At 31.7% G+C, this 23,411-nt stretch carries 23 protein-coding genes; 11 read left to right on the top strand and 12 right to left on the bottom strand.

Features of this window, described 5'->3' with window-relative positions; translation table 11 throughout:
• Nucleotides 1–9: 9 nt before the first annotated feature.
• The 5 genes from FOF46_RS17670 to FOF46_RS32960 all read left to right on the top strand — a co-directional run bounded on the left by FOF46_RS17670 (nucleotide 10) and on the right by FOF46_RS32960 (nucleotide 3,273).
• Entirely contained in the window at nucleotides 10–711 is a 702-nt protein-coding gene (locus FOF46_RS17670) for a VWA domain-containing protein (protein ID WP_143917376.1), read from the top strand.
• Nucleotides 712–716: 5 nt separating this feature from the next.
• Nucleotides 717–1,418 carry a TapB family protein gene (locus FOF46_RS17665; RefSeq protein WP_143917375.1) on the top strand — a complete coding sequence of 234 codons (702 nt, stop codon included), beginning with the start codon at nucleotides 717–719 and terminating at the stop codon, nucleotides 1,416–1,418.
• Between the two features lie 24 nt (nucleotides 1,419–1,442).
• Complete coding sequence (locus FOF46_RS17660) at nucleotides 1,443–2,513, top strand: OmpA family protein (protein ID WP_143917374.1); 1,071 nt, start codon at nucleotides 1,443–1,445, stop codon at nucleotides 2,511–2,513.
• Between the two features lie 120 nt (nucleotides 2,514–2,633).
• Nucleotides 2,634–2,945, top strand: a complete 312-nt coding sequence (locus FOF46_RS17655) for a ribonuclease H family protein (protein WP_143917373.1) — start codon at nucleotides 2,634–2,636, stop codon at nucleotides 2,943–2,945.
• A gap of 205 nt (nucleotides 2,946–3,150) precedes the next feature.
• A complete protein-coding gene (locus FOF46_RS32960) occupies nucleotides 3,151–3,273 on the top strand; it encodes a hypothetical protein (RefSeq protein WP_262713258.1) in 123 nt (40 codons plus the stop codon).
• A 192-nt stretch (nucleotides 3,274–3,465) separates the two neighbouring features.
• On the opposite strand, the gene FOF46_RS17650 is transcribed toward FOF46_RS32960, so the two are convergent.
• The 8 genes from FOF46_RS17650 to menA all read right to left on the bottom strand — a co-directional run bounded on the left by FOF46_RS17650 (nucleotide 3,466) and on the right by menA (nucleotide 13,440).
• The gene (locus tag FOF46_RS17650; protein WP_143917372.1) at nucleotides 3,466–4,920 is read right to left on the bottom strand and encodes a hypothetical protein; all 1,455 of its coding nucleotides are present in this window, start codon (nucleotides 4,918–4,920) and stop codon (nucleotides 3,466–3,468) included.
• An 82-nt stretch (nucleotides 4,921–5,002) separates the two neighbouring features.
• The gene (locus tag FOF46_RS17645) at nucleotides 5,003–6,322 is read right to left on the bottom strand and encodes a M24 family metallopeptidase (protein WP_143917371.1); all 1,320 of its coding nucleotides are present in this window, start codon (nucleotides 6,320–6,322) and stop codon (nucleotides 5,003–5,005) included.
• Nucleotides 6,323–6,440: 118 nt separating this feature from the next.
• On the bottom strand, nucleotides 6,441–8,537 hold the full coding sequence (locus tag FOF46_RS17640) for a VWA domain-containing protein (RefSeq protein ID WP_143917370.1): 2,097 nt from the start codon (nucleotides 8,535–8,537) through the stop codon (nucleotides 6,441–6,443).
• 129 nt (nucleotides 8,538–8,666) lie between these two features.
• Complete coding sequence (locus tag FOF46_RS17635) at nucleotides 8,667–9,782, bottom strand: AMP-binding protein (RefSeq protein ID WP_109434911.1); 1,116 nt, start codon at nucleotides 9,780–9,782, stop codon at nucleotides 8,667–8,669.
• A 58-nt stretch (nucleotides 9,783–9,840) separates the two neighbouring features.
• The gene (locus FOF46_RS17630; RefSeq protein ID WP_143917369.1) at nucleotides 9,841–10,773 is read right to left on the bottom strand and encodes a CPBP family intramembrane glutamic endopeptidase; all 933 of its coding nucleotides are present in this window, start codon (nucleotides 10,771–10,773) and stop codon (nucleotides 9,841–9,843) included.
• A gap of 17 nt (nucleotides 10,774–10,790) precedes the next feature.
• Nucleotides 10,791–11,831, bottom strand: a complete 1,041-nt coding sequence (locus tag FOF46_RS17625; protein WP_143917368.1) for an o-succinylbenzoate synthase — start codon at nucleotides 11,829–11,831, stop codon at nucleotides 10,791–10,793.
• Entirely contained in the window at nucleotides 11,831–12,511 is a 681-nt protein-coding gene (locus FOF46_RS17620; protein WP_143917367.1) for a metal-dependent hydrolase, read from the bottom strand. Before FOF46_RS17620 ends, FOF46_RS17625 begins: the two co-directional genes overlap by 1 nt.
• A 29-nt stretch (nucleotides 12,512–12,540) precedes the next feature.
• Entirely contained in the window at nucleotides 12,541–13,440 is a 900-nt protein-coding gene (gene menA / locus FOF46_RS17615; protein WP_143917366.1) for a 1,4-dihydroxy-2-naphthoate octaprenyltransferase, read from the bottom strand.
• 199 nt (nucleotides 13,441–13,639) lie between these two features.
• Here menA and FOF46_RS17610 point away from each other — a divergent pair, with 199 nt between their 5' ends.
• A complete protein-coding gene (locus FOF46_RS17610) occupies nucleotides 13,640–15,343 on the top strand; it encodes an alpha-amylase family glycosyl hydrolase (protein ID WP_143917365.1) in 1,704 nt (567 codons plus the stop codon).
• A gap of 447 nt (nucleotides 15,344–15,790) precedes the next feature.
• Nucleotides 15,791–16,156: a hypothetical protein gene (locus FOF46_RS17605; RefSeq protein WP_109434905.1), complete on the top strand. Its 366-nt coding sequence runs from the start codon at nucleotides 15,791–15,793 to the stop codon at nucleotides 16,154–16,156.
• A gap of 63 nt (nucleotides 16,157–16,219) precedes the next feature.
• Here FOF46_RS17605 and FOF46_RS17600 read toward each other — a convergent pair whose 3' ends face one another.
• From FOF46_RS17600 to FOF46_RS17585, 4 genes are all read right to left on the bottom strand, one after another.
• A complete protein-coding gene (locus FOF46_RS17600) occupies nucleotides 16,220–17,023 on the bottom strand; it encodes an alpha/beta hydrolase (protein ID WP_143917364.1) in 804 nt (267 codons plus the stop codon).
• Nucleotides 17,010–17,885 (bottom strand): alpha/beta hydrolase, encoded by an 876-nt coding sequence (locus FOF46_RS17595; protein ID WP_109434903.1) that lies wholly within the window; start codon nucleotides 17,883–17,885, stop codon nucleotides 17,010–17,012. Before FOF46_RS17595 ends, FOF46_RS17600 begins: the two co-directional genes overlap by 14 nt.
• A 108-nt stretch (nucleotides 17,886–17,993) precedes the next feature.
• Entirely contained in the window at nucleotides 17,994–18,584 is a 591-nt protein-coding gene (locus FOF46_RS17590; RefSeq protein WP_143917363.1) for an outer membrane beta-barrel protein, read from the bottom strand.
• A 119-nt stretch (nucleotides 18,585–18,703) separates the two neighbouring features.
• On the bottom strand, nucleotides 18,704–19,051 hold the full coding sequence (locus FOF46_RS17585) for a 4Fe-4S dicluster domain-containing protein (RefSeq protein WP_109434901.1): 348 nt from the start codon (nucleotides 19,049–19,051) through the stop codon (nucleotides 18,704–18,706).
• Nucleotides 19,052–19,117: 66 nt separating this feature from the next.
• On the opposite strand from FOF46_RS17585, the gene FOF46_RS17580 reads away from it, so the two are divergent.
• The 4 genes from FOF46_RS17580 to FOF46_RS17565 all read left to right on the top strand — a co-directional run bounded on the left by FOF46_RS17580 (nucleotide 19,118) and on the right by FOF46_RS17565 (nucleotide 23,273).
• Complete coding sequence (locus FOF46_RS17580) at nucleotides 19,118–20,179, top strand: acyl-CoA reductase (RefSeq protein ID WP_109434900.1); 1,062 nt, start codon at nucleotides 19,118–19,120, stop codon at nucleotides 20,177–20,179.
• 232 nt (nucleotides 20,180–20,411) lie between these two features.
• Nucleotides 20,412–21,476 carry a 3-phosphoserine/phosphohydroxythreonine transaminase gene (gene serC, locus FOF46_RS17575; RefSeq protein ID WP_109434899.1) on the top strand — a complete coding sequence of 355 codons (1,065 nt, stop codon included), beginning with the start codon at nucleotides 20,412–20,414 and terminating at the stop codon, nucleotides 21,474–21,476.
• A gap of 42 nt (nucleotides 21,477–21,518) precedes the next feature.
• Nucleotides 21,519–22,469 (top strand): D-2-hydroxyacid dehydrogenase, encoded by a 951-nt coding sequence (locus FOF46_RS17570; RefSeq protein ID WP_143917362.1) that lies wholly within the window; start codon nucleotides 21,519–21,521, stop codon nucleotides 22,467–22,469.
• A gap of 177 nt (nucleotides 22,470–22,646) precedes the next feature.
• Entirely contained in the window at nucleotides 22,647–23,273 is a 627-nt protein-coding gene (locus FOF46_RS17565) for a DUF937 domain-containing protein (RefSeq protein ID WP_143917361.1), read from the top strand.
• The last annotated feature ends 138 nt before the right edge of the window (nucleotides 23,274–23,411 follow it).

Raw genomic sequence — 23,411 nt, 5'->3', positions numbered from 1 at the left:
GAATAAAAAATGAAAAAGATAAAATCAATTTTATCACTTTTATTACTACTTGCCATGTTTCAGTCATGTTATGTCATGAAAAAATCTGATCAGTTTTTCGGCATTGAAACATCAAATCGAAATACACTATATCTCATTGATATATCCGGAAGTATGGAAGGTATTGATGAAGGATCTGTAAAAGATCAAGTAATGCGTGAAGCTGGCAATAAAGCTGGAAATGTAGTAAGTAAAACTATTGGGGGGAAGATAGGTAACATTCTTGGTAGGCAGGTAACCAAACAAGCAACCAAATTAGGTGCTGTAAAACGAAAACTAATACCTGCAATAAAAGGATTACCTGATGGTAAAAAATTTGTTGTTTTTGCTTATAACAATAATGTAACCAAACAATCTATAGAACTTAGAATCGCTACTAATACATCTAGAACCTCTTCAAATATTTTTGTTGAAAATCTAAAAGCTGGAGGAGGTACAAATACATTAAATGGTCTTTTAGAAGCCTTATCTACAGAAGGAGTTGAGGAAATTGTATTAATGAGTGATGGTCTTCCTAATGGAGGTCCTCAAGCAGTACTAGAGGAAATACGAAAAGTAAATACCAAGGGAGTTATCATACATACTATTGCTTTTGGCGAAGATGCTGATCATAACTTTATGAGAACGTTAGCACAGGAGAACCAAGGTACATTCATCACTTCTAAAATGTAATATAAATGAAAATTAAAATTGGAATACTTATAACCATACTTGTTACTCTTTTTTGCATACGTTCATATGCTCAGAACTGTGATGAAGTATTATTTATGAAAAAAGGTGCTATCCTTACTTATACTGATTATAACAAAAAAGGGAAAGAGCTTAACTCAACGGTACATGAAACGACATCAGTTACGCAAGAAAATAATCTCTACACGGCCATAATTCAAGCTACCAGAAAAGATCAAAAAAACAAAGAAACTTTTACTACCAGCTTTAAAACCAGATGTGAAGGAGGACTGTTTAGTGTAGACATGATGCGTTTCTTTAACTATGATAAGTTATCAGAACAACAACAAAAAGGACTTAAACTGAAAATAGATGGAGATGTTCTAGAATTTCCTGTAAACAGTAAAGTAGGAGATCAAATGGATGATGGCCACATCACAATAAAACTAAATAGTGAAGGATTTACACTTATTACTATGACTTTTGATATCAAAAATAGAAAAATCGTTGGAGAGGAGAGTATTACTACTCCTGCAGGAACTTTTGATTGTCAAAAAGTAACGTTTGATTTTGAAAGTAAATTCGGAATCATAAAAGTAAAAGGTAGTGGTGTAGAATGGTATCATGATAATGTTGTGGTCATAAAATCTGAATCTTACAATAAAAAAGGAAAATTGACTGGATATCACCAATTAACAAAAGTCCAGTAATCTAAATCATAAAAATATAACGAAATGACAAAAGTAATTTGGGTAATCTGCTTATCATTACTATTAACGAATTGTAAAAATAACACTGGAGAAACAGAAGAAAAAGAACGAATACAGACAGAAGAAGAAACTTCTATTCCTAATAGTGAAACAACTGAAACTGTAGAAGTAATTAAAAATACAGAAACAGAAAAACAACCTATCAAAGAATTTAACTGGAATGACATCTCTATTACTAATCAAGATATTGGTGACTATCCATATATAACTCCTCCAAAGGGAATGGAGGTGAGTGAAAGTAGTAGTGCTACAAAATCTTATGATTTCCACAAATTAGAGATGTTTGATGGCACTTCTTTCTTTGCTTTTGAAGGACGTGTTGAAAAAATGAGTATTAAGATGAGTCTCAAGGATAATTCTGATCAAGACTGGAATCAGTATTTATTTGATAAAAGTGTTTCAGAATATCTTGCATCAATTGGAGCGAAGTTAATTTCTGATCAAAAAATTCCTGAAGAACTCATGGTCAATTTTGGGGATACCCCAAACGAAAGATATGCTCATATGCATGATTTTTACATTGGCGATGTGGTAAACGATAAAGTCAGAATGTATGTTTTGAGAACGCAATCTCAAAAAATAGGTTTCCAGGTATATTCAAACACTGCTACAGGCGAAATAGGTATTGTTGAAGTTAAAGATTTTGAACAAACCATTGAAAAAATTACTGCTAGTGAAATTAAAGAAGAGATTGAAAAAAACGGATTTGTAGCTCTTCATATTAATTTTGATACTGGAAAATCAAGAATAAAAACAGACTCCTACTCTATCATAGACGAAATTGTTAAAATGCTCAAAAACTCACCTGATCTAAAAATTAGTATCGAAGGACATACTGATGATGTGGGTGATGATAGTTCAAATCTAAAACTATCAAAAAATCGAGCTCGAGCAGTTTTAATGGCATTAACAGATGAAGGAATTGAAGAATCCAGGTTAAGTAGCGAGGGGTTTGGTGAAACTAAACCTGTCTCAGATAATACTACGGAGGATGGAAAAGCACAAAACAGAAGAGTAGAATTAAGAAAGCAATAACGATAAACTACTGGATATTGATTATGATTATTTTACTTTCATAATTAAATATACCAAAGTCTGAACTTACCGAAAAAGGACTTAAAAAAAGGAGTAGGTATCATTAAAAATATTTAAGAAATGATAGTATGGTCAGGAAGAGGATTCCTTTCGGTATTAGTATTGGCCGTGATCCTTGTCGTATTTACATCTATTTTGCCAAAAGAACAAAGTGATTATGCCTATATTATTGGACTCTTCGTAGCTGGAGTTTTTAGTTGGTTCATGGGTAAAAAATGGAATGAATCTGATGGGAGAATTGTAATAGACAAGCAAACAGGGCAAGAAATTATTATAAAACCAAATCACAGCCTCTTTTGGATTAAGATGCAATATTGGGGAATTATTTTTGGAGGTATTGGCATACTAATACTGATCAAACAATTTACATAAATAAGTCCGAATTTATCAATATCATGTATAAACTATAACAACCTATTTTGTTTATTACTATTTTCAATATATAATAATGCTCATCATTGTAACTGGATAAAATATAGAATATTAATTTATATTTTTTTTATTTGCAAGATTTTAAGGAATTTCAAAATTAGTAAGGGATAAAACTAATTTAAATTAACATCTAAAATTTTACGCAATGATTAAGAACATTTTAAATTTAGAAAAAGTCACAATTCTTAAAAAAGAAGACCAAAAATCAATTAATGCTGGTTTTTTGGGAGTCGTATGTCCAGAATTCCGACCATGTTGGAATGAATGATAGTGACTGCCATTGCGGAAGATGTGGTGCAACGGTAAATGGTTTTTACATACCTGATTTATGTGCTTTCTAAAGGGATAAAAAATTAGGATAAATCATTATCCTATGATTTAATTAAAAACTCCAATTGTTAGAAATCTAATAATTGGAGTTTTTGCATCTGTAGTTTATTCAAAAAAATAAAAACACTTTTTAATTTAAATAATCGTCTTCATATTCTTTTGAATATTTATTATCAATTGAGAAGTGTTTATTTAATGTTCTAGAGTCTACCCTATCAACAGATATCCATCTTTCATAGGGTATATTTCTTAGATTTTTTGAGCGATTTCTATTAATTACCATATCTATAAAATCGTCTTTACTATTAATTTCTGAGCTTTTATAAATAGATAATTGTGGAGTTCCGAGGTTCTCAGCTGTAATATTAAAACCATCTTCTTTTTTAATAAATTCTGAAATCAAATCTTTTAATGTAATTGATATTGATGGCGTAGCACCATTATAGATTACCCAATTAAATCTTTTAGTAGTCGATAATATATTATCCCCATCACTATATCCTGCAGCAAAATTGAAATAATCATACTCACCCGTCACTGTAGCTTGATATGATAGGAAAGAGTTATTAGTTATAGAAGCATTTAAACTGGATGGAACATACATTTTAGGAATATCATTAATAGTGGTATAAAAATCCCTAGTATGAGTAATAAAATTATCATATGATGCTGTTCCAAAAAATGAATATCTTTCAAAAATATTCTCTGGTAAAAAAAATTCTTTTGATAGCTCATCCGTTGCAAATAATAAACTACTATCAAATCTAAAAAAATCTGTGTTTTTTGATAAATCAACACCAGATATACTACTAGTAAACCTTCTAAATGTTGAATTTGAAGAACTTAAATCAGGGAAATTAATTTTAACTTGTTTCGCTTTTGGTAAAGTGTTATAATCCAAACTAACCAACTGTCCATTACTTAGCTCTTGTCTTGTGTACCTAAAATCCTCGTTACCAGGATCTTCACTTTGAGCATAAGCATAAACCGTGTTAACACCATTCTGTTTAACTTTTATCTCAAAATTGAGTCTATTATCCACAATAGGTAAACTGCTTGATGTAGAACTTCCAAAACTAGTGCTATGGGATGCATTTAAGAAACTAAACGGTACATTTTCAAATTTTAGTTCTGCAGTTCCTATAGCTGTTCCTCGATCTATATCAAGATCATAAAAGTATTCACGGTTAGCGACATCAAGAAAAGTCTGAACAAAATATCTTACAACATTTTCATATCTAAATTCTGGTTCTGTATCAGATTCAATATATCTAAGTACAAAATGTAAATGGTATGGTTTATTCTTATCGTATTCTGCTTCTAATTTAACCTCTGTATTTGTTTCTATACTATTTCTTGCCAAAATAGTACCATCTTCTCCAGTTATAATAGCTTCTAGACTAAGGTCTTTAATTTCTTCATTAAATCTAAGACTAGAATTTGCTCCTCTAGATACAGTTAATAAAATTGTATCTTCTTCCCCAACAACTTCATTACCATCTGGTTCATCAACTATTGGATCATCATCAGAACTGCATCCGAAAAAGATTATACTTAAAAATAAAAATGTAAATAAGTGCTTCATAAACAGAGTTGATTAATTTGAAAGCGCGAAAATAGCTAAAAAACCTTTTTTATATACTCTACTATGAAAAGATTGAAATAAATTAACGTTTGGGAATTGTGATCAACTCTGTCTGTCTTTCATTTACATACCTAAAACCTGATTCTCCCCAAAAGCCTGCTTCTTCAAGCATAATACGAATATCTTTCTTCCATTCTGGTAGATTGACTGTGGTATTCAGTTCGATAGCATATACCGTATTTTCATACAATTGGTAATCTCCCGTTCCTTGAACTCCTCCTTGAGAGTCCCACATACCAATAGTAGGTCCAGCAGAATGTCCATATAACCCTAGTGGATGAGTATATATTGATGGTTTTAGCCCTTCTGTTTTTCCTTGCTCCAGGGATTTCAGTAATATCTCATTTCCTGTCTTCCCTGTTTCAAAATTTGATGTAAAAATATCCTGCACTCTATTTCCATCTGTAAAAGCTTTAACCAAAGACTCTGGAGGGGAAGTTTCTTCGTTTCTTAAAATATAAGCATGTTGTTGACAATCTGTATTTAACCTCAAATACGTAATTCCAAAATCACAATGAATCAAATCACCAGGTCTAATTACTTTATCTTTTGGTCGGTCAGAAAAGGAAACGATATGACTTTTAAGTACTTCGCCAGATCGTTGAATATCTACTGTAGGATGAAACCATGTTTTTAATCCCATATCGGTTACTTTTTGTCTTAACCACCACACTACATCATCTGTAGTTGTAGTTCCTGGTTGTATTACCGAAGTGCTAAATGCTTCTTCAATAATATCATGAGTAATCTTTACCAACTCTTTATATATTTCCATCTCTTGTTGAGTACGAGTTTCTATCCAGGCAATGGCTAACTTCTCAGCAGAAACCACTCGAGATTTATATTCTTGTGGTAATGCCTCCATAAACTCTTCATAGTCCGTTTTTACAATACCATCTAATATCCCAAAGTCTTTAGAGTAATTAATTCCTATTTTTTGAGGATTTCTTTTTGAGATGATATCGATCAGTGCTTTCCATTGATCAGGTTGCTTCTCTTTATCCCATGCAGAATCAATATTTTTACCTACACTATATCTAGCTACGGCCATTTTTTCTATAGTATTCTTGACTTTATCTCTATAAAAAACTAATATTGTCCTTCTTCTGGCATTCAACCATGTTGCGGGTAGCATTGTTTTAAGCACAGGGTCTTCATTATACTCTCGTGAAATCAAAATCCACATATCAAACTCTGTTCTATCCATCAATTGAGGTAAGAGATTATCAAACCTTTCTTTTAGAACCATATCAATAGCTGCCGCTCTTTCTCTTTGCTTAAGGATTTGTGATTGAATAGTTATGCTAAAAAGAAATATCGTGACTAAAATGAGGTTTTTCATTGTAAGATTAGTGTGAGGTAATTAATAAGGTGTATTAAAAATTAAATGTATTACAAAAAAGAGACACCTGCAATGTTTTGCAAGTGTCTATTCATATTCAATCATTTATTCTAACCCTTTATAATCCATTATAACTATTCATCAATCTTACAAATTCTGCTTTATATCCCTGATCATCTTTTTCTTTGTTTGTTCTGGCTAAAGAAATTATAGTATTAAGATCCTCATTTTCAATATATTTTGAATTTCTTAATTTCATTCCAAACCAAGCTACAGAGGCTGCAAAATTAAAGTCTTGTGAAACAGAAGATTTATTATCGGTTTTTAAAACATGAATCATTTCGATACTTTTTCTTTCCTTCGGCTTTTTATATCTAAATTTTACTGTTAATAGCTCATCTCCATAATCTGTATTCATTTTTGAATCTGTATATTTTAGATTTGCAACATCCTTAACATATTCACTTTTTACTCCTACGGGAACTACTTCATAAAGTGCTGTAACTGTATGACCACTTCCTAATTCTCCAGCATCTTTTGTATCATCTACAAAATCTTCATCTTCCAGAAGTCTATTTTCATATCCGATTAAACGATATGCTTGTACTTTTCCCGGGTTAAACTCAACTTGTATTTTCACATCCTTAGCAATAGTATATAACGTGCCTCCAAATTCTTTACCCAATACTCGTTGTGCTTCTTGCATTGTATCAATGTATGCATGATTTCCATTCCCTTTATCTGCCAATGTTTCTAATTTACTATCCTTATAGTTTCCCATACCAAATCCTAGGCATGTAAGAAATACATTTGATTTTCGTTTTTCTTCGATTAAATCTTTCATTTCCTTATCACTACTTATTCCAACATTAAAATCCCCATCTGTAGCAAGAATTACTCTATTATTTCCGTTTTTTATAAAGTTTTCTTTAGCTATTTTATATGCTAATTGAATTCCCTCTCCTCCTGCTGTAGAACCTCCTGCCTGAAGATTTTGTAAAGCTTGATTGATTTCTTGCTTATTTGCACCCGATGTAGGTTTTAATACCATTCCTGCTGCTCCTGCATATACCACAATTGAAACCTTATCTTTCTCTCTTAATTGCTTTACCAAGAGTTTAAATGCCTTCTTAAGTAATGGTAATTTGTTACTATTACTCATAGATCCAGACACATCAATTAAAAACACAAGATTGGAAGGAGGGATCTCATTTTGCGGAATCTCTTTTCCTTTTAATCCGATCTTAACCAATTGAGTTTTTGCATTCCATGGAGTCGATGTATATTCTGTATGAATTGCAAAAGGATGTTTTCCTGTAGGTTGTTCATACTCATAATCAAAATAATTAATCATTTCTTCAATTTTAACTGCATCTGCAGGAATATTAGTTCCATTATTGATCATTCTTCGAATATTACTATAAGATGCTTTATCTACATCTATAGAAAAAGTAGACAGAGGAGATAAATTGACTCTTTTAAAATCATTTTCTATAATCTCTTTGTATGATTCATCATTCTGCACTTTATAATTGCCCGATTTTGTAGTAATCAAGACTACTCCACCTGATGCTCGACTGCCATAAATCGCAGACGCTTTTTTATTTTTAAGTACTTCAGTTTTTATAATATTCTCTGGTTTTATAGCTTTTACTAAAGCAATATCCCTACTATTTACAGGTACTCCATCAACTACATATAATGGTTGATTAGCATTTGAAATTGAATTCATTCCACGAATTCTAATCGTACTATTATTCTGATTTGTATACCCCTTATTAATAGTTTGTTTTCGCGATAGTTTCCGTCTACGTTTTCTAGGTTTACGAGAAATACTTTCACTAGACACTACAGTAGCAGAAGCGGTGATTTGTCTTTTATATACTGGTGCGTAGCCTACAACTACTACTTCTTCTAATTGAGCAGCAGACACTTGCATAGTTACATGCATAGTAGTAGATTGGGAGTCTACTTTCTTTTCTTCGGTTTCATATCCAAGATAAGAATACATCAATGTATCCCCTATATGTGCAAGAATAGTATAGTTTCCATCAAAATCGGTTTGTACTCCTTTATGACTGCCCTTGATCAAAATATTAACCCCTGGTAAAGCTAAATTTTGATTATCCGTTACTTTTCCTGTAACTTTTATTTCTTGTGCATTTAAAACTCCTATAGAAAAGAAGAATAAAAACATATAATTTAATAGTTTCATAGTGGATAGTTTTTAATTACAAACTAAAACTAAATGTTCTTCTATGGGCTAGCAATCAAAAATGAGTGAAGTAGGCTTTCTGATGAGTAAAAAGGATATAATTAATTTTAATATTCCTTAAAATTCAGATTAGAATTTAGAATTTAAAGCTAACTCTACTGTTTGCTTTCTTTGTACTTTTCCATTTTCTGTTCCTATAAATTGAGGGAGGAAATGAATTTCTTTTGGGATTTCGTATTTGTTTAGGGTATTTAAATTTTGTATTCCTTCCCGAAGTGTGAGATATGCAATTTTATCATAATCACGTTCTATGAGTAAAATTACTTTATCACCTAATGCATCATCTGGTACACTGGTAATAAAAAAACGATGTCCAATTAATAACTGTAATTTTGTTTCTATCTCTTCTGGATATAACTTTACTCCTCCACTATTAATTACATTATCATGTCGTCCTTTCCACAAAAATTTTTTATATGTTTTAAGTTCTACAACATCATTGGTAATGATAGTTTCTTCATTGAGCTGAGGAGCTTTAATAACTAGGCAATTTCTATTATCTATGTTCAGCGTTATATTGGGTAATGCTTTAAAAAAATTAGCATCTTTTTTATCTTTTTTCTTTGGATTTATCCTACGTGCGGCAATATGAGATACCGTTTCGGTCATACCATAAGTTTCAAATATTTTAGTCTTAATACCTTGAACAAGTTCTTTTAGGTTTTCTGAAACAGGTCCCCCTCCTACGATTAACTTTTTAATCAAATGAAGCCTGTTTAAAGAATTATCTAATTGCAAAGGGACCATAGCGCAAAAATCATATTGCTTATAAACTGTATCAAGAGGAATTGTTTTTGGAGGGACTAAATCTATCTTCCATCCTAGTACCATTGCCCTTATCAGCATCATTTTACCGGCTATATAATTTGCGGGAAGACATAATAACGCTGTTGTACCTTCTTCTGCTTTAAAAAATTTACCGGTAGCTCTTGCGCTATTAATCATATGTTTCTTGAACACCTTAATCTTTTTTGGTTTCCCGGTAGATCCAGATGTTTGTACAATTATATGATCTTTTTCATTTAACCAATCTAATAAAAAGTTTCCTGCATCCTGTTCATATACTTCTCCATCTTTTACAAAATTATAGGCAAAATACCTTAGTCCTTCCTTATCCAAGGAGTTCTTGTTTATTGAAAAACTCTGGTGTATTTCTGGTAAAGAAAATTCGCTATCAGTTTGCATACTCAAATTTCAATTTTCTAGTATATCCACAGGTTAACAGTGTGTAAACAGTATATTATTATTCTGTTATCCCAGAAGCCTCTTCTTGAACATTATTAAATGTATTCAAGGATCCAAAAAGTTTATCTTTCCACCCTGTCCATTTATATTTTTTTGACAATATGAATAAGAACATTGGAAAAATCACTAAAATAGGTAGTAAGATTTCATATCCAGAAGTTGGATCAGATTTATCTAGAAATATAGAGTCTGTCTGTAATGCCGTCCAATCTGCAGTTACTAAAAGAACTGTTACTAAATTATTAGCCGCATGAAAACCTAATGCTAATTCAATCCCTTCATCCATTAAAGTAATAATACCTAAGAAAAGACCTGTGCCTATATAGTAAATCATCAATATAGGCCCTATTTTATCCACCTCGGGATTAGCAATATGCATAACACCAAAAAGTATAGATGTTAAAAATAATGGCATCCATTTATTCCTAAAAGCTAACCCCAACCCTTGCATTAGGTATCCTCTGAAAAAGTACTCTTCAAAACTTGTCTGTATAGGAACTAATATCAAAGCAATAGCCGTAAGAATAAGAAACGGAATAGGCTTAAAATTAATCTCATAGTTTTCTGGAGTCACAAAATATACAATTAGTGTAGAAATAATAATAAATGAGGCCATCAGAATAAAAATGAAGAAAATACGCCCCCAATCTACTTTTTTCCTACTAGTAGTAAGTGATAAAAGACTTTGTTGATGAACATACCTAACCCAAAAAAACAAACCACCTAATAAAACCACAAAAAATGCCATATTTTCTGCAAAAAATCTATTTTTTCCTTTTGTAAGGATTTCTTTTTCCATTATAGAAGCAATATCAATTCCCATTAGTTTTATTGCCAAATAATTAAACCCCATTAATCCCATAAACACTATCGGGATCGGCAAATATTTCCACATTCCTAATTTTCCTTGTCTTCCTTGTGTGATATACATATAATTATACTCTATATTTAATTAAAAAAATCTATAGCCCAATCTTTATTTTGATCATAGATTAAAGTTCCTTGATCAACAACCAAGGGAGAATCAATATTATTGGTGTACAAACCTCCCGTACCTAACCCCTGAGGCATTTTGTTTTGTAATGTGTACGTAAATTGGGCAATTGCATTCAGACCTATATTACTTTCTAATGCGCTAGTGATCCACCAACCAATATTGAGGTCTTCTGCTATTGAAATCCACTCCATAGTCCCTTTAAAGCCACCTATCAAACTTGGTTTAAGAATGATATATTGTGGTTGTATAGTTTGTAACATTTTTTTCTTTTCCGTTACATCAAAAACACCAATTAATTCCTCATCCAAAGCAATAGGCAATCGGGTTTTTTCACATAAGTTCTTCATTTCTTCGTACTGACCTTGTCGTATGGGTTGTTCTATACTATGTAAATCATAGATCGAAAGACGGTCTAATATTTTTAATGCATTCTGGGGTTTAAAAGCACCATTAGCATCAACTCTTAACTCTATTTGTTCTGGTGAAAACTGTGATCTTATATAGGATAACAAGTTTAACTCAGTTTCAAAGTCGATAGCACCGATCTTCATTTTTATGCAATTAAATCCCTGGTTTAATTTATCCACTATTTGCTCACGCATAAATTCTTTGGTTCCCATCCAAATGAGTCCATTAATAGAAATATCATCTTGGTTTAAAGTAAATTTTGAAGGAAATAATACAAACGGAGAATCACTATGCAGGGATTTAAAAGCCATTTCTACTCCAAATTGAATACTAGGAAATTCGATCAACTCTTCCCATAATTTATCCACACCTAAATGTATATGCTCACAAGTCCATTTAAGTTTTTCTTCATAATCAGATCGATCATCTATACTTAATGTTCTTAGAATACCACATTCCCCTACCCCATTTTTCATTCCATCTATTAGAGTTATAAACCATGTTTCCTTAGTTTTCAAAACTCCTCTGGAAGTACCACTTGGTCTTTTAAACTCCAGAATATGTTTATGGTATTTAGCGATCATTATAATTCAATGCTTGAACCTATTTCTAATAACATAAGATCTTTATTTCTTTCAAAAAACTTTCGTTTTGCTTCATCATGATCAATTTCTATATATCCAAAGGTATCATAATGTACTCCTAAAATTTTATCACATTCAACAAAATCGCTGGCTATAATAGCATCATCAACTCCCATGGTAAAATTATCACCAATCGGTAATATTGCTAAATCTAACTTTGTATACATTGGAATTAGTTTCATATCCATTGTTAAAGCAGTATCTCCAGCAATATAAATGGTCTTGTGCTCTCCTTCAATTATAAATCCACCAGGTTGTCCTCCATAGGTTCCATCAGCAAAACTACTGGTATGAATAGCATTAACATACTTCACTTTTCCAAATTCAAAATTCCAATTTCCCCCATGGTTCATAGGATGAACCTGAATACCTCGATTTTGATAATACATAGCTATTTCATAATTAGAAACGATTGTTGCATTATTATTTTTAGCTATAGCTTCTGCATCAAGAACATGATCTTCATGTGCATGTGTAAGTAGGATATAATCAACTTTTATATCATCGATAGCTATTTTATCTTTTGATAGTGGGTTTCCAGATATAAACGGATCAATTAATATATTGATATCATTAATCTTAACAAGTAGGGTGTTCTGCCCGTAAAATGTAATTTTCATGTGTGAAATACTTTTAAGTAATACGAAAATTATAAAATCTGACCGAGACTGAACAAAATAGAAAGCAAAAATGTTGTTAAAGCTACTTTTTTAAGTTCTGGATCCAATAGTTCTGTATTTTTAGTATTGATCACTTTTTTGATATGTATCAATAAAGGAATAAATGATAAAAGAAATAATAAATTTACCCAATGATCATAGGTGAGTAAAAGATAAAGCAACATGGATAGCATAGCAAGTATTAGTAATGAAAGGTGGTATTTCTTTGCACGATTGATCCCTAATTTTACAACAAGTGTATTTTTCCCTGCTTTTTTATCACTATTATGATCTCTCATATTGTTAAGATTTAATACCGTTGCACTTAATAATCCAATAGTTATGGCAGGAAGAAAAATAAGAAAACTTAAATGCTTAGTAAATAAAAAATAACAACCTACCACACTTACCAATCCAAAAAATATAAATACAAAAATGTCTCCTAGTCCTTTATATCCATAAGCAGAACTACCCATGGTATATTTTATAGCTGCGACGATAGAAGCTAATCCTAAAAGAAAAAAGAATATTGAATACAAAAAATTGGCTGCTCCAAAGGAGACATAAATCAAAGCAATAGATACTCCTAAAGTTATTAAAGCAGTAATTATGATCCCTCTAAACATTTCTTTTTTAGAAATTGCTCCACTTTGTAAAGCTCTTTGCGGGCCAACCCTATCCTCATTATCCGTTCCTTTTACTCCATCGCCATAATCATTAGCAAAATTAGAAAGTATTTGTAACCCTAAAGTAGTAGCTATAGCAAGCCAAAAAATACCTGTCCCTATAAAACTTTGATATCCCAAGGCAGAACCTACAATTATTCCAGATACCGATAAGGGTAATGTTCGCAGACGTGCAGCCGAGATCCAGGCTTTAATTTTGGTCATTCTTGATCATTTAGATCCCAAAGGAACAGTATTTTCCTAAAAAAATAAAAATAATTCACATCAATTCTTCACATTCATAGTTCGATTATCATAATAACACCAAATTGTTTTGATTCCATTTTTATTAATTTCGCAATTCTTCTTCCCCATATTTTTATGAGACTTTTTATAGATTAGCACTTTAAACCACCACATACTTATGAGACATATAATAATTACCGCTTTTCTATTTTTATTTGTAACCGCTGGATGTAATAATGATTCAAAAAAAGAGAAAAACACTACATCAACTACCTCAAATGATAGTATTAAAAAGCCAAATACTTCAAAAACATTACCATTCATTTGGGAAGGATCTAATGTTTATTTTTTACTTACCGATAGGTTTAACAATGGAAATCCTAATAATGATGAATCTTTAGAAAGAACAAAAGAAACAGGAAAACTACGAGGTTTTGAAGGAGGAGACATCAGAGGGGTTATTCAAAAGATAGAAGATGGATATTTTAAGAAACTGGGAATTAATGCTATTTGGTTTAACCCTGTGGTAGAACAAGTACATGAAAGCGTGGATGAAGGAACCGGAAACACATATGCATTTCATGGGTATTGGACAAAAGACTGGACTAAGATTGATCCAAATTTTGGTACGTATAAAGATTTAAAAAAATTAGTTGAAATTGCCCATAAGAACGGAATACGAATACTCATGGATGTCGTATTGAATCACACTGGCCCTGTTACAGATAAAGACCCTGTATGGCCAGATAATTGGGTACGTACTTCTCCAAAATGCGCTTTTAAAGATTATAAAAGTACAGTTGCTTGTACATTGGTAGAAAATCTTCCGGATGTTAAAACAGAAAGTGATGAAAATGTAGGATTACCCGCCATACTATTAAACAAATGGAAAAAAGAAGGAACATTAGAAATAGAACTTGCAGAAATAGATGTTTTCTTCACTAAAACTGGCTTAAAAAGATCTCCTAAGAATTATATCATTAAATGGTTAACAGATTATGTTAGAGAACTAGGAATAGATGGATATCGTGTTGACACAGTTAAGCATGTAGAAGAAGGTGCATGGAGTGTATTAGCAGAACAAGCAAAACTAGCGTTTGCAGAATGGAAATCTAAAAACCCTGATAAAATACTTGACGAGAATGAATTTTATATTATCGGCGAGCTATATGGTTACGGAGTTGATGGAAAACGATATTATGATTTTGGAGATAGAAAAGTAGATTATTTTGCTAATGGATTTGATAATCTAATCAATTTTCAATTTAAATATGATGCTGCTCAGAAGGATTATGAACAATTATTTAGCAAATACAGTACCATCCTTAATACAAATTTAATCGGAAAAAGTGTGATGAACTATATTAGTTCTCATGATGATTCACAACCTTTTGATAAGGACCGCACTAAAACATACGAATCTGCCACCAAGCTTTTATTAACGCCTGGTATATCGCAGATATATTATGGAGATGAAATAGCAAGACCTCTTATTATTGAAGGGACCAAAGGCGATGCTACCCTTAGATCTAATATGAACTGGGATTCAATCTCTAATAGTAACACCAAATCTTTGTTGATTCACTGGCAAAAATTAGGAGTATTCAGAAAAAACCACCCTGCTATTGGAGGCGGAAAACACAAAATGATTTCAAAATCACCTTATGTTTTTTCTAGAACATACAATAAAAACAACATTTCTGACAAAGTTGTGGTAGCTTTAGATCTTCCTAAGGGAGAAAAAACAATAAAAATTGATTCTATTTTTCCAGAAGGAATGTCTTTAATTGATCAATATTCTGGTATCGAAGTAAATGTATCTAAAGATTCTGTTAGAATCAATTCTGATTACAATATCATTTTATTAGAACCCAAAAAGTAAGCTGTCAATAATTGTTTAAGGTAGAATTTCATTGTATCTCAAGCAGTTTTTGATTTAATTTCAAATAAAAAATTAGATTCTTATTCTCATTACGTAATGGTATAAGAAGAACTTACCTCCTTAGGATAAGGAGGTAAGTGTTGGGGAAAACAAAAAAAGTAAGGGAAAAATTGTAATTGGAATACTTTTCAAAGATAAAGAGGTTTGGAGCATATACGGTTACGGTTTTACCTCAAACTTTAGCCGGAATAGTAGTATTGATTGAAGTAATATCTTTTAAATACCTGAAAAACAGTATTTTACACAAAAACGAGTCAATTGTTAAAATATCTTAAATAAAAAAAACAGTGTTAAATTAAATAAATACTCATAATTGATTTCTCATAAGTGAGGAAAAATTTAAATTTGCAATCATTAATAGTTAATCATCTTTATAATTTTACCCTTTTGGAAAATAAAAAAGCAAACAAGTTAGTCGATAAAATTATTGAAGACCTTGGAAAAACAGGTATCAATTCAGACACATTAATTGATGATCTTAAAGAATTAAGAACATATGCTCTAGAAGAACAAGTGCCTCTTGTAGTAAAAGTGCTTAGATATACTTATGAGCATATAGAAGAGAATGATTCGTTTCTTATACCTATCCCTGATGATGAACCAATTGATGAAGAAACCACATCCTCTGATAACGATACGGTTAAAGACCCAGTAGAAAGTCTTAAATACCTTATTTCTTTGACTAAAAGTCTTAATAACAAGATGAATATATCAGATTTAAAAGATTACCGAGATGCTTTAATGGCACACTAAAGAATTAAACCTAATTTTTTTCTTTACAGTTAATATGATTTCTAAAAAAATGATTAATTAGTATTAGTCATTTTTTAGAATTTCATCTATTGTACTACGGTATGTATTAAATTCTATTAAATTATTATGCTCACCTCCTTTAATCGTTATCATTCTTTTATTAGAAATAGAGATACTTTTAAAGAGGCGTTCTCCTGATTGGTAAGGAACAACCTTATCCTCTGTCCCATGATATATGGTTATATCACAACTTACTTTCTTAACAAAAACATCTGATGGTAAATTGTACTTTAATATAAAACTAACAGGAAAATAAGGAAACCAATGTTCTGCAACATCTTTAATATTGTAATAAGGGGTTTCTAGTACCAAATGATTTGGATTGTTTTCTGAGGCCACTTTTGCTGCAATTCCTGTACCTAGTGATCTACCATATACTACAATTTGATTTTCAGGATATATGTTTTTTACATAATCATAAAACAATTGAGCATCCTTATACAATACCTGCTCACTAATCTTACCCGTACTTTTCCCATATTCTCTGTAATCCATAACTACTACATCATATTTTTTTTTCACAAAAAAAGACGCAATGTTACCCCAACGTTTCAGACTTCCTTTATTTCCGTGAAAATACAAAATAACTCCTTTAGGTTTTTTTGTAGTAAAATGAATTGCATTAAGCTGATTACCATCATTAGTTTTAAGAAAAAACTCATTAAAAGGGTCTTCGAATTGAAATGTATAGTTATTAGAAAGCTCTTCTGGTTGAAAAAGAATTTTCTCCTGAAAACAATAAAGCAGTAAAAGAACAACACCATAAAAGCAAACACCATATAGGAATATATTTCTAAGCTTCTGCATTTAGTTTCTTTGAAGAATGCACAACCCCTATACTAGTCTCAGAAAGATTTAAACGTCTCATTTTAGAATTAATAATTTCTCCAAGCATCTTGTGATAAGATTCAAAATTATTAAGGTTTTTATGACCTCCCCCTATTACAGTATATAAACGGGTAAGTTTAGGTTTGATTTTAGATAATTTAATACTGGATTTAAACGGAATCAATTTATCTTGGGTTCCATGTATAATATGAATAGGACAATTTACATACTTAAGCCATTTATAGGTTGGTATAGGATAACGCATAATCAGCGAGACAGGCATAAAAGGAATAAACTTTGCGGCTACTTTACTCAAACTATAATATGGAGCATCTAGAATTAACATTTTAGGATTATTTATAGATGCTAATTTTGCAGCAAACCCAGACCCCATCGATCTACCATATAAAATAATGTATTTCTCATCTACTTTTTCTTTCATAATATTATACACAAATTGCAGATCTCGTTTAATAGCTTTTAGTGAACGTCTACCAGTGCTTTTACCAAAACCTCTATAGTCTAGCATAAAAACATCATATCTATGTCTAGTGAAATCCACTGCAAACTTCCCCCACCCTTTTATACTTTTAGAATTTCCTTTTAGATATAAAACAATTCCTTTTGGATTGTCTACTTTAAAATGAAGTCCATTTATTATTGCTCCATCTCTTGTTTCTATATTATACTCCTCTACAACTTGATTATTGTAATGAAATTGAAAATCCTTATCTAGTTTTTCTGGTTTAAAAATGAAATACTCTTGTAAATAATACAGGGCTACACTTGCAACAAAGTATACTGCAAGAGTTATAATTATTATATATCCCCAATTTGACATCCAATTATCTTTTTTGTAAGTAACTAATTTACAAAAAATTAAATAGATATGTACCTATAAAAAATCCTGCCGAAGCAGGATTATAAAGTTTATTCTAATATATTAATATTAACGTCTTGCATCATAGATTCTAAATCGAACTCCCACTCTTGCGTAAATATCAAAAAACTTACTATCTGTATCAGTAATATTATCCACAAAATCATTCATCACACCAACTTCTGCTATGATATCAAACATTTCACCAACCATTTGAGAAAAACCAGCTCCGTATACTCCGCCAATAATTAATTTCTCATAAGCATCATCCTCCAGCTCAACACCACCAACTTCAAATTTTGTATTTACTCTAAATGAAGGACCTACATTAATGAATCCTCGAAATCTATCTTTACCTTCTCCGGTTAGATATCTAAATTTTGGATTAAATCCTACTTGTAATGTCTCTGCATCACCAACTCCTTCTATTTCACTAGTACGTTGTAAAAGGTCTAAAGAAAAAACAATACTGGTTCTAGCTCTCACTCCCATCACATATCCATATCCTGCATTAACAAAAAAACCAGTGCCTCCAGAGGTTTCACCTTGATCAAGGTTTAATTTAGAAAAGGTTGCTCCAGCAGAAACCTCCCATCTATATTGTCCATAAGAAGTAATAGAGATTGTTGCAAATAAGATAAAGAAAACTATTTTTTTCATAATTTCATGTTTTGATTTGAGGTTGTATTTAATGGCGAAAGTACTAAAATTTGAAAAATGACCATAAAAAAACCTGCCAATAGACAGGTTTTTCTTAATTTTTTCCAAAAAACAATATATTATTTATGCATGAAACTTTGTTTCTGCAATAAAAATTCTTCAGTTTCTACTATATCTTCATCTGGTACACAGCAATCCACAGGACATACAGCTGCACATTGTGGTTCTTCATGAAAACCTTTACATTCAGTACATTTATCAGGTACTATATAATATAATTCATCACTAACAGGTTCTTGTGCCTCATCAGCATTTACCGCTTTTCCTCCAGGAAGAACCACATCACCTTCTAAATCTGTACCATCAGAATATCTCCAATCATCAGCTCCTTCATAAATTGCAGTATTTGGGCATTCTGGCTCACAAGCACCACAGTTTATACATTCATCCGTTATTATAATTGCCATAGCTCTTTTTTATTCTAAATTTGCAAGACAAAAATAACTCCTAAACTAGTGATAAACAAATAAGAAATGTTATTAAATGATCGTATCAAAGCTTTTTCTCAATTAGGAAAGTTTCTTAGTCAATTCAAATCTACTGGTTACGAGAAAGTTAACTCTGTTATTCATACCAATGATTTTTTTGATGAAATGACCCACAAGATTACCAATGCAGTCCACCATAATGGATGGTTTACAGAAGAAAATGTTCTTTTTTCTATACAGCAATGGAGTAATCTCTTAACAGAAGAGAATTTATTGGACTGGGTTTCTCACTATGAATTAGACGAAATTAATTCAAAAACTATAGGAATTATTATGGCTGGTAATATTCCATTGGTCGGGTTTCATGATTTCCTTTCTGTTCTTATTTCGGGACATCGGGTCTTGGTAAAACAATCTTCTAATGATAATCAATTATTACCTCTTTTATCTTCATATCTTATTGCCATAGAGCCAAATTTTGAGACCTACATTTCTTTTACAAATGAAAAGTTTAAAAATTTTGATGCCGTTATTGCTACAGGTAGTAACAATACTTCGAGGTATTTTGAACATTATTTTGGTAATGTCCCTAATATCATACGTAAAAATCGAAATTCTATTGCAGTACTAACAGGAAATGAGACGACTCAGCAACTTGAAGCTCTCGGAGAGGATATATTTAGATATTTTGGTTTAGGATGCAGAAGCGTGTCTAAATTAATGGTACCTAAAGGCTATGATTTTGATGTTTTTTTTAGAGCGATATACCCATATCAAGATATTATCAAAGGGGCAAAATATGCTAATAATTATGATTATAATAAAGCAGTTTACCTGATGAGTAACTATACATTATTAGAAAATGGTTTTTTGATGATTAAAGAAGATGAAAGTTATGGTTCTCCTATTGCAACATTATTCTATGAAACTTATGAATCAAATGAATCCCTATCACAAAAACTAGAGCTTGATAAAGAAAAAATACAGTGTATTGTAGGTTCTAATTTACCTTATGACACTGTTGATTTCGGAAAAACTCAACACCCAAAGCTTTCAGATTATGCCGATAGTATTGACATTATTGAATTTTTGACAAAAATTAATTAAATAATTTATCATTTTGACAATGAATTTGTATTAGATTATTAGCACCTTTGTGGTGTTTTTTCAACCCTATTTTATAGGAGTCAAAACACTATTAAATAATACTATTTATCAACATTAAAAACTACTGATGAAACCGAAGCGATTAGAACAACTATTATCAAATTTTGTAAAAGGTGTTTTTGATCGTTAAAGAAGATTCCATGTGGCCATTAAAAACAATAAACATTAGCACATGAAAAAGCATAATTTTAGCGCTGGACCCTGTATTTTACCACAAGAAGTATTTAAAGAAGCTTCTCAAGCTATTCTAGATTATAATAATTCAGGCCTTTCCATTATCGAAATTTCACATCGTAGTAAAGATTTTGTTGACGTAATGGAAGAAGCTCGTAGTCTGGCTTTAGAATTACTAGGTCTGGAAGGTAAAGGATACAAAGCACTATTCCTTCAAGGAGGAGCAAGTACCCAATTCCTTATGGTAGCGTATAACTTATTACAATCCAATGCCGGATATATGAATACTGGTAGCTGGAGTGACAAAGCAGTTAAAGAAGCCAAACTTTTTGGAGAAGTAATAGAAATTGCATCTTCTAAGGATAAAAACTTCAATTACATTCCAAAAGGATTTGAAATACCTGAGAATTTAGATTACATACACTGTACCAGTAACAATACAATTTTTGGAACTCAAATTAAAGATTTCCCTGTATCAAACGCTCCACTTATTTGTGATATGAGTAGCGATATATTCTCTAGACAATTAGACTTTTCACAGTTTAGTCTTATTTATGCGGGAGCGCAAAAGAATATGGGACCTGCAGGAACAACTCTTGTCGTTGTAAAAGAAGATATTCTTGGTAAAATAGAAAGACAAATTCCTTCTATGTTAGATTATCAAGTTCATATTAGCAAAGCGAGTATGTTTAATACTCCTCCTGTTTTTGCAGTATATGTTTCAATGCTTACACTTAGATGGCTTAAAAAACTAGGTGGTATAGCCGCTATAGAAGAGTTAAATGAGAAAAAAGCAAAACTTATTTATTCTGAAATAGACTTAAATCCATTATTTAACGGATTTGCTGCAAAAGAAGATCGTTCAAATATGAATGCTACATTTACACTCGTTAATGAAGATCTTAAAGAAACATTTGATGCGATGTGGAAAGAAGCAGGAATTAATGGAGTGAATGGACATAGAAGTGTTGGAGGATATAGAGCCAGTATGTATAATGCAATGACTATGGAAAGCGTTGCCGCTCTTGTTGATGTAATGGGAGATTTAGAACGAAAAGCATAACACCCGGGAGATTTAAAATAAAAAAAACAAGATTTAGAAATAATGAAAGTATTAGCAAACGACGGAGTATCACAAAGCGGAATTGAAGCCTTGGAAAAAGAAGGATTTGAAGTCTTGACTACGACAGTAGCTCAAGATCAATTAGTAGATTATATTAATGAAAATCAAGTTTCGGTATTACTTGTTCGTAGTGCGACCAAAGTAAGAACTGATATCATTGATAACTGCCCTTCTCTTAAGATTATTGGCCGTGGAGGTGTTGGTATGGATAATATAGATGTTGCCTATGCCCGTGAAAAAGGATTACATGTAATTAATACTCCAGCAGCATCTTCTGGATCTGTTGCAGAATTAGTATTTGCTCATTTATATGGTAGTGTTCGTTTTTTACACGATTCTAACCGTAATATGCCTTTAGAAGGTGACAGCAAATTCAAAAATCTTAAAAAAGCATACGGAAGTGGTATCGAACTAAGAGGAAAAACCCTTGGAGTTATAGGTATAGGACGAATTGGACAAGCAACTGCCAAAATAGCTATCGGAGTTGGAATGAATGTAATAGCATACGATCCATTTATTGAAGAAATAGAAATTCCGGTAGATTTCTTTGACGGGCAATCTTTAACCTTCAAAATTAAAACTGTTTCTAAAGAAGAAGTTTTAAAACAAGCTGATTTCTTTACCTTACACGTTCCAGCACAAAAAGAATATATTATCGGAAAACCAGAAATCGAGCAAATGAAAGATGGTGCAGGTATTATTAATGCCGCTCGTGGAGGAGTAATCGATGAAGTAGCATTAGTAGATGCTTTGGAGAACGGTAAATTAGGTTTTGCTGGTCTTGATGTATTCGAAAACGAACCTAGCCCTGCAATAAAAGTATTAATGAACAATAAAATATCATTAACACCACATATTGGAGCGGCTACAGGAGAAGCACAAGATCGTATTGGACAGGAATTAGCTGAACAAATTATTAAAATCTTGAATTAATTATAATTATATAAGTGTTAACGCTAAAAGGTCATTTCAGTTTCTGAAATGACCTTTTTTTGTATTTCATCTTGCGAAATGGTCTTTCATCTATTTTTGACCAAAATAAAATGATTGGCTTTATAAAATTCTACTAATAAAAGATGTAAATTTAGATTCACAAAAACTATAACAACTATGTCTGGAATTTTAGAACTCTTAAATAGCCCTATGGGCAAACAAATTATTGATGGTGTAAGTTCACAAACGGGACAATCATCTGATAAAACTAGTGGACTATTGAGTATGGCCATGCCCGTGCTAATGGGAGCAATGCAACGTAATGCTTCTACCCCAGAAGGTGCTTCTGGTTTATTAAATGCGCTTTCTGGAAATCATTCTGGTGGTATCCTAGATAACTTAGGAGGTTTGTTTGAAGGTGGTGTTGATCAAAGTGTAACCAATGATGGTGCCGGAATTTTAGGTCACATCCTTGGTGGGAAACAACCTGCTGTTGAAAACGCTCTAAGTCAAAAATCTGGAATAGACGCTGGTTCTGTTAGACAGATTCTAAAAGTAGCTGCTCCAATTCTTATGGGAGTATTAGGAAAACAAGCATCACAGAATAATGTTAGTGATGCTAATGGTTTAACAAGCTTATTAGGAAATATGTCAGGTGCTGCAAAAGGTTCAAAAGAGCAATCTCTGATTGAATCTTTTCTAGATGCCGATGGAGATGGTAGTATCCTTGATGATGTTGCCGGTATGCTATTAAGCAGTGGAGGAAAGAACAAAGGTGGCCTTGGAGGGCTTTTTGGCAAATAATACAATCCTTTGAGTCGTCCTAAAATAGGTTGACAATTTTACGATATTTAATTTAGTCCTGTGAAGCTAGCTTCACAGGATTTTTTGTTATGTATAAAATTAGGTGTTTTTAAATTAAGACTCCAATGTGGTCTTTTA

The organism is Aquimarina algiphila (genome assembly GCF_007489275.1).
Classification (GTDB): Bacteria; Bacteroidota; Bacteroidia; order Flavobacteriales; family Flavobacteriaceae; genus Aquimarina; species Aquimarina algiphila.
This window is presented reverse-complemented; position numbering and strand designations above follow the sequence as displayed.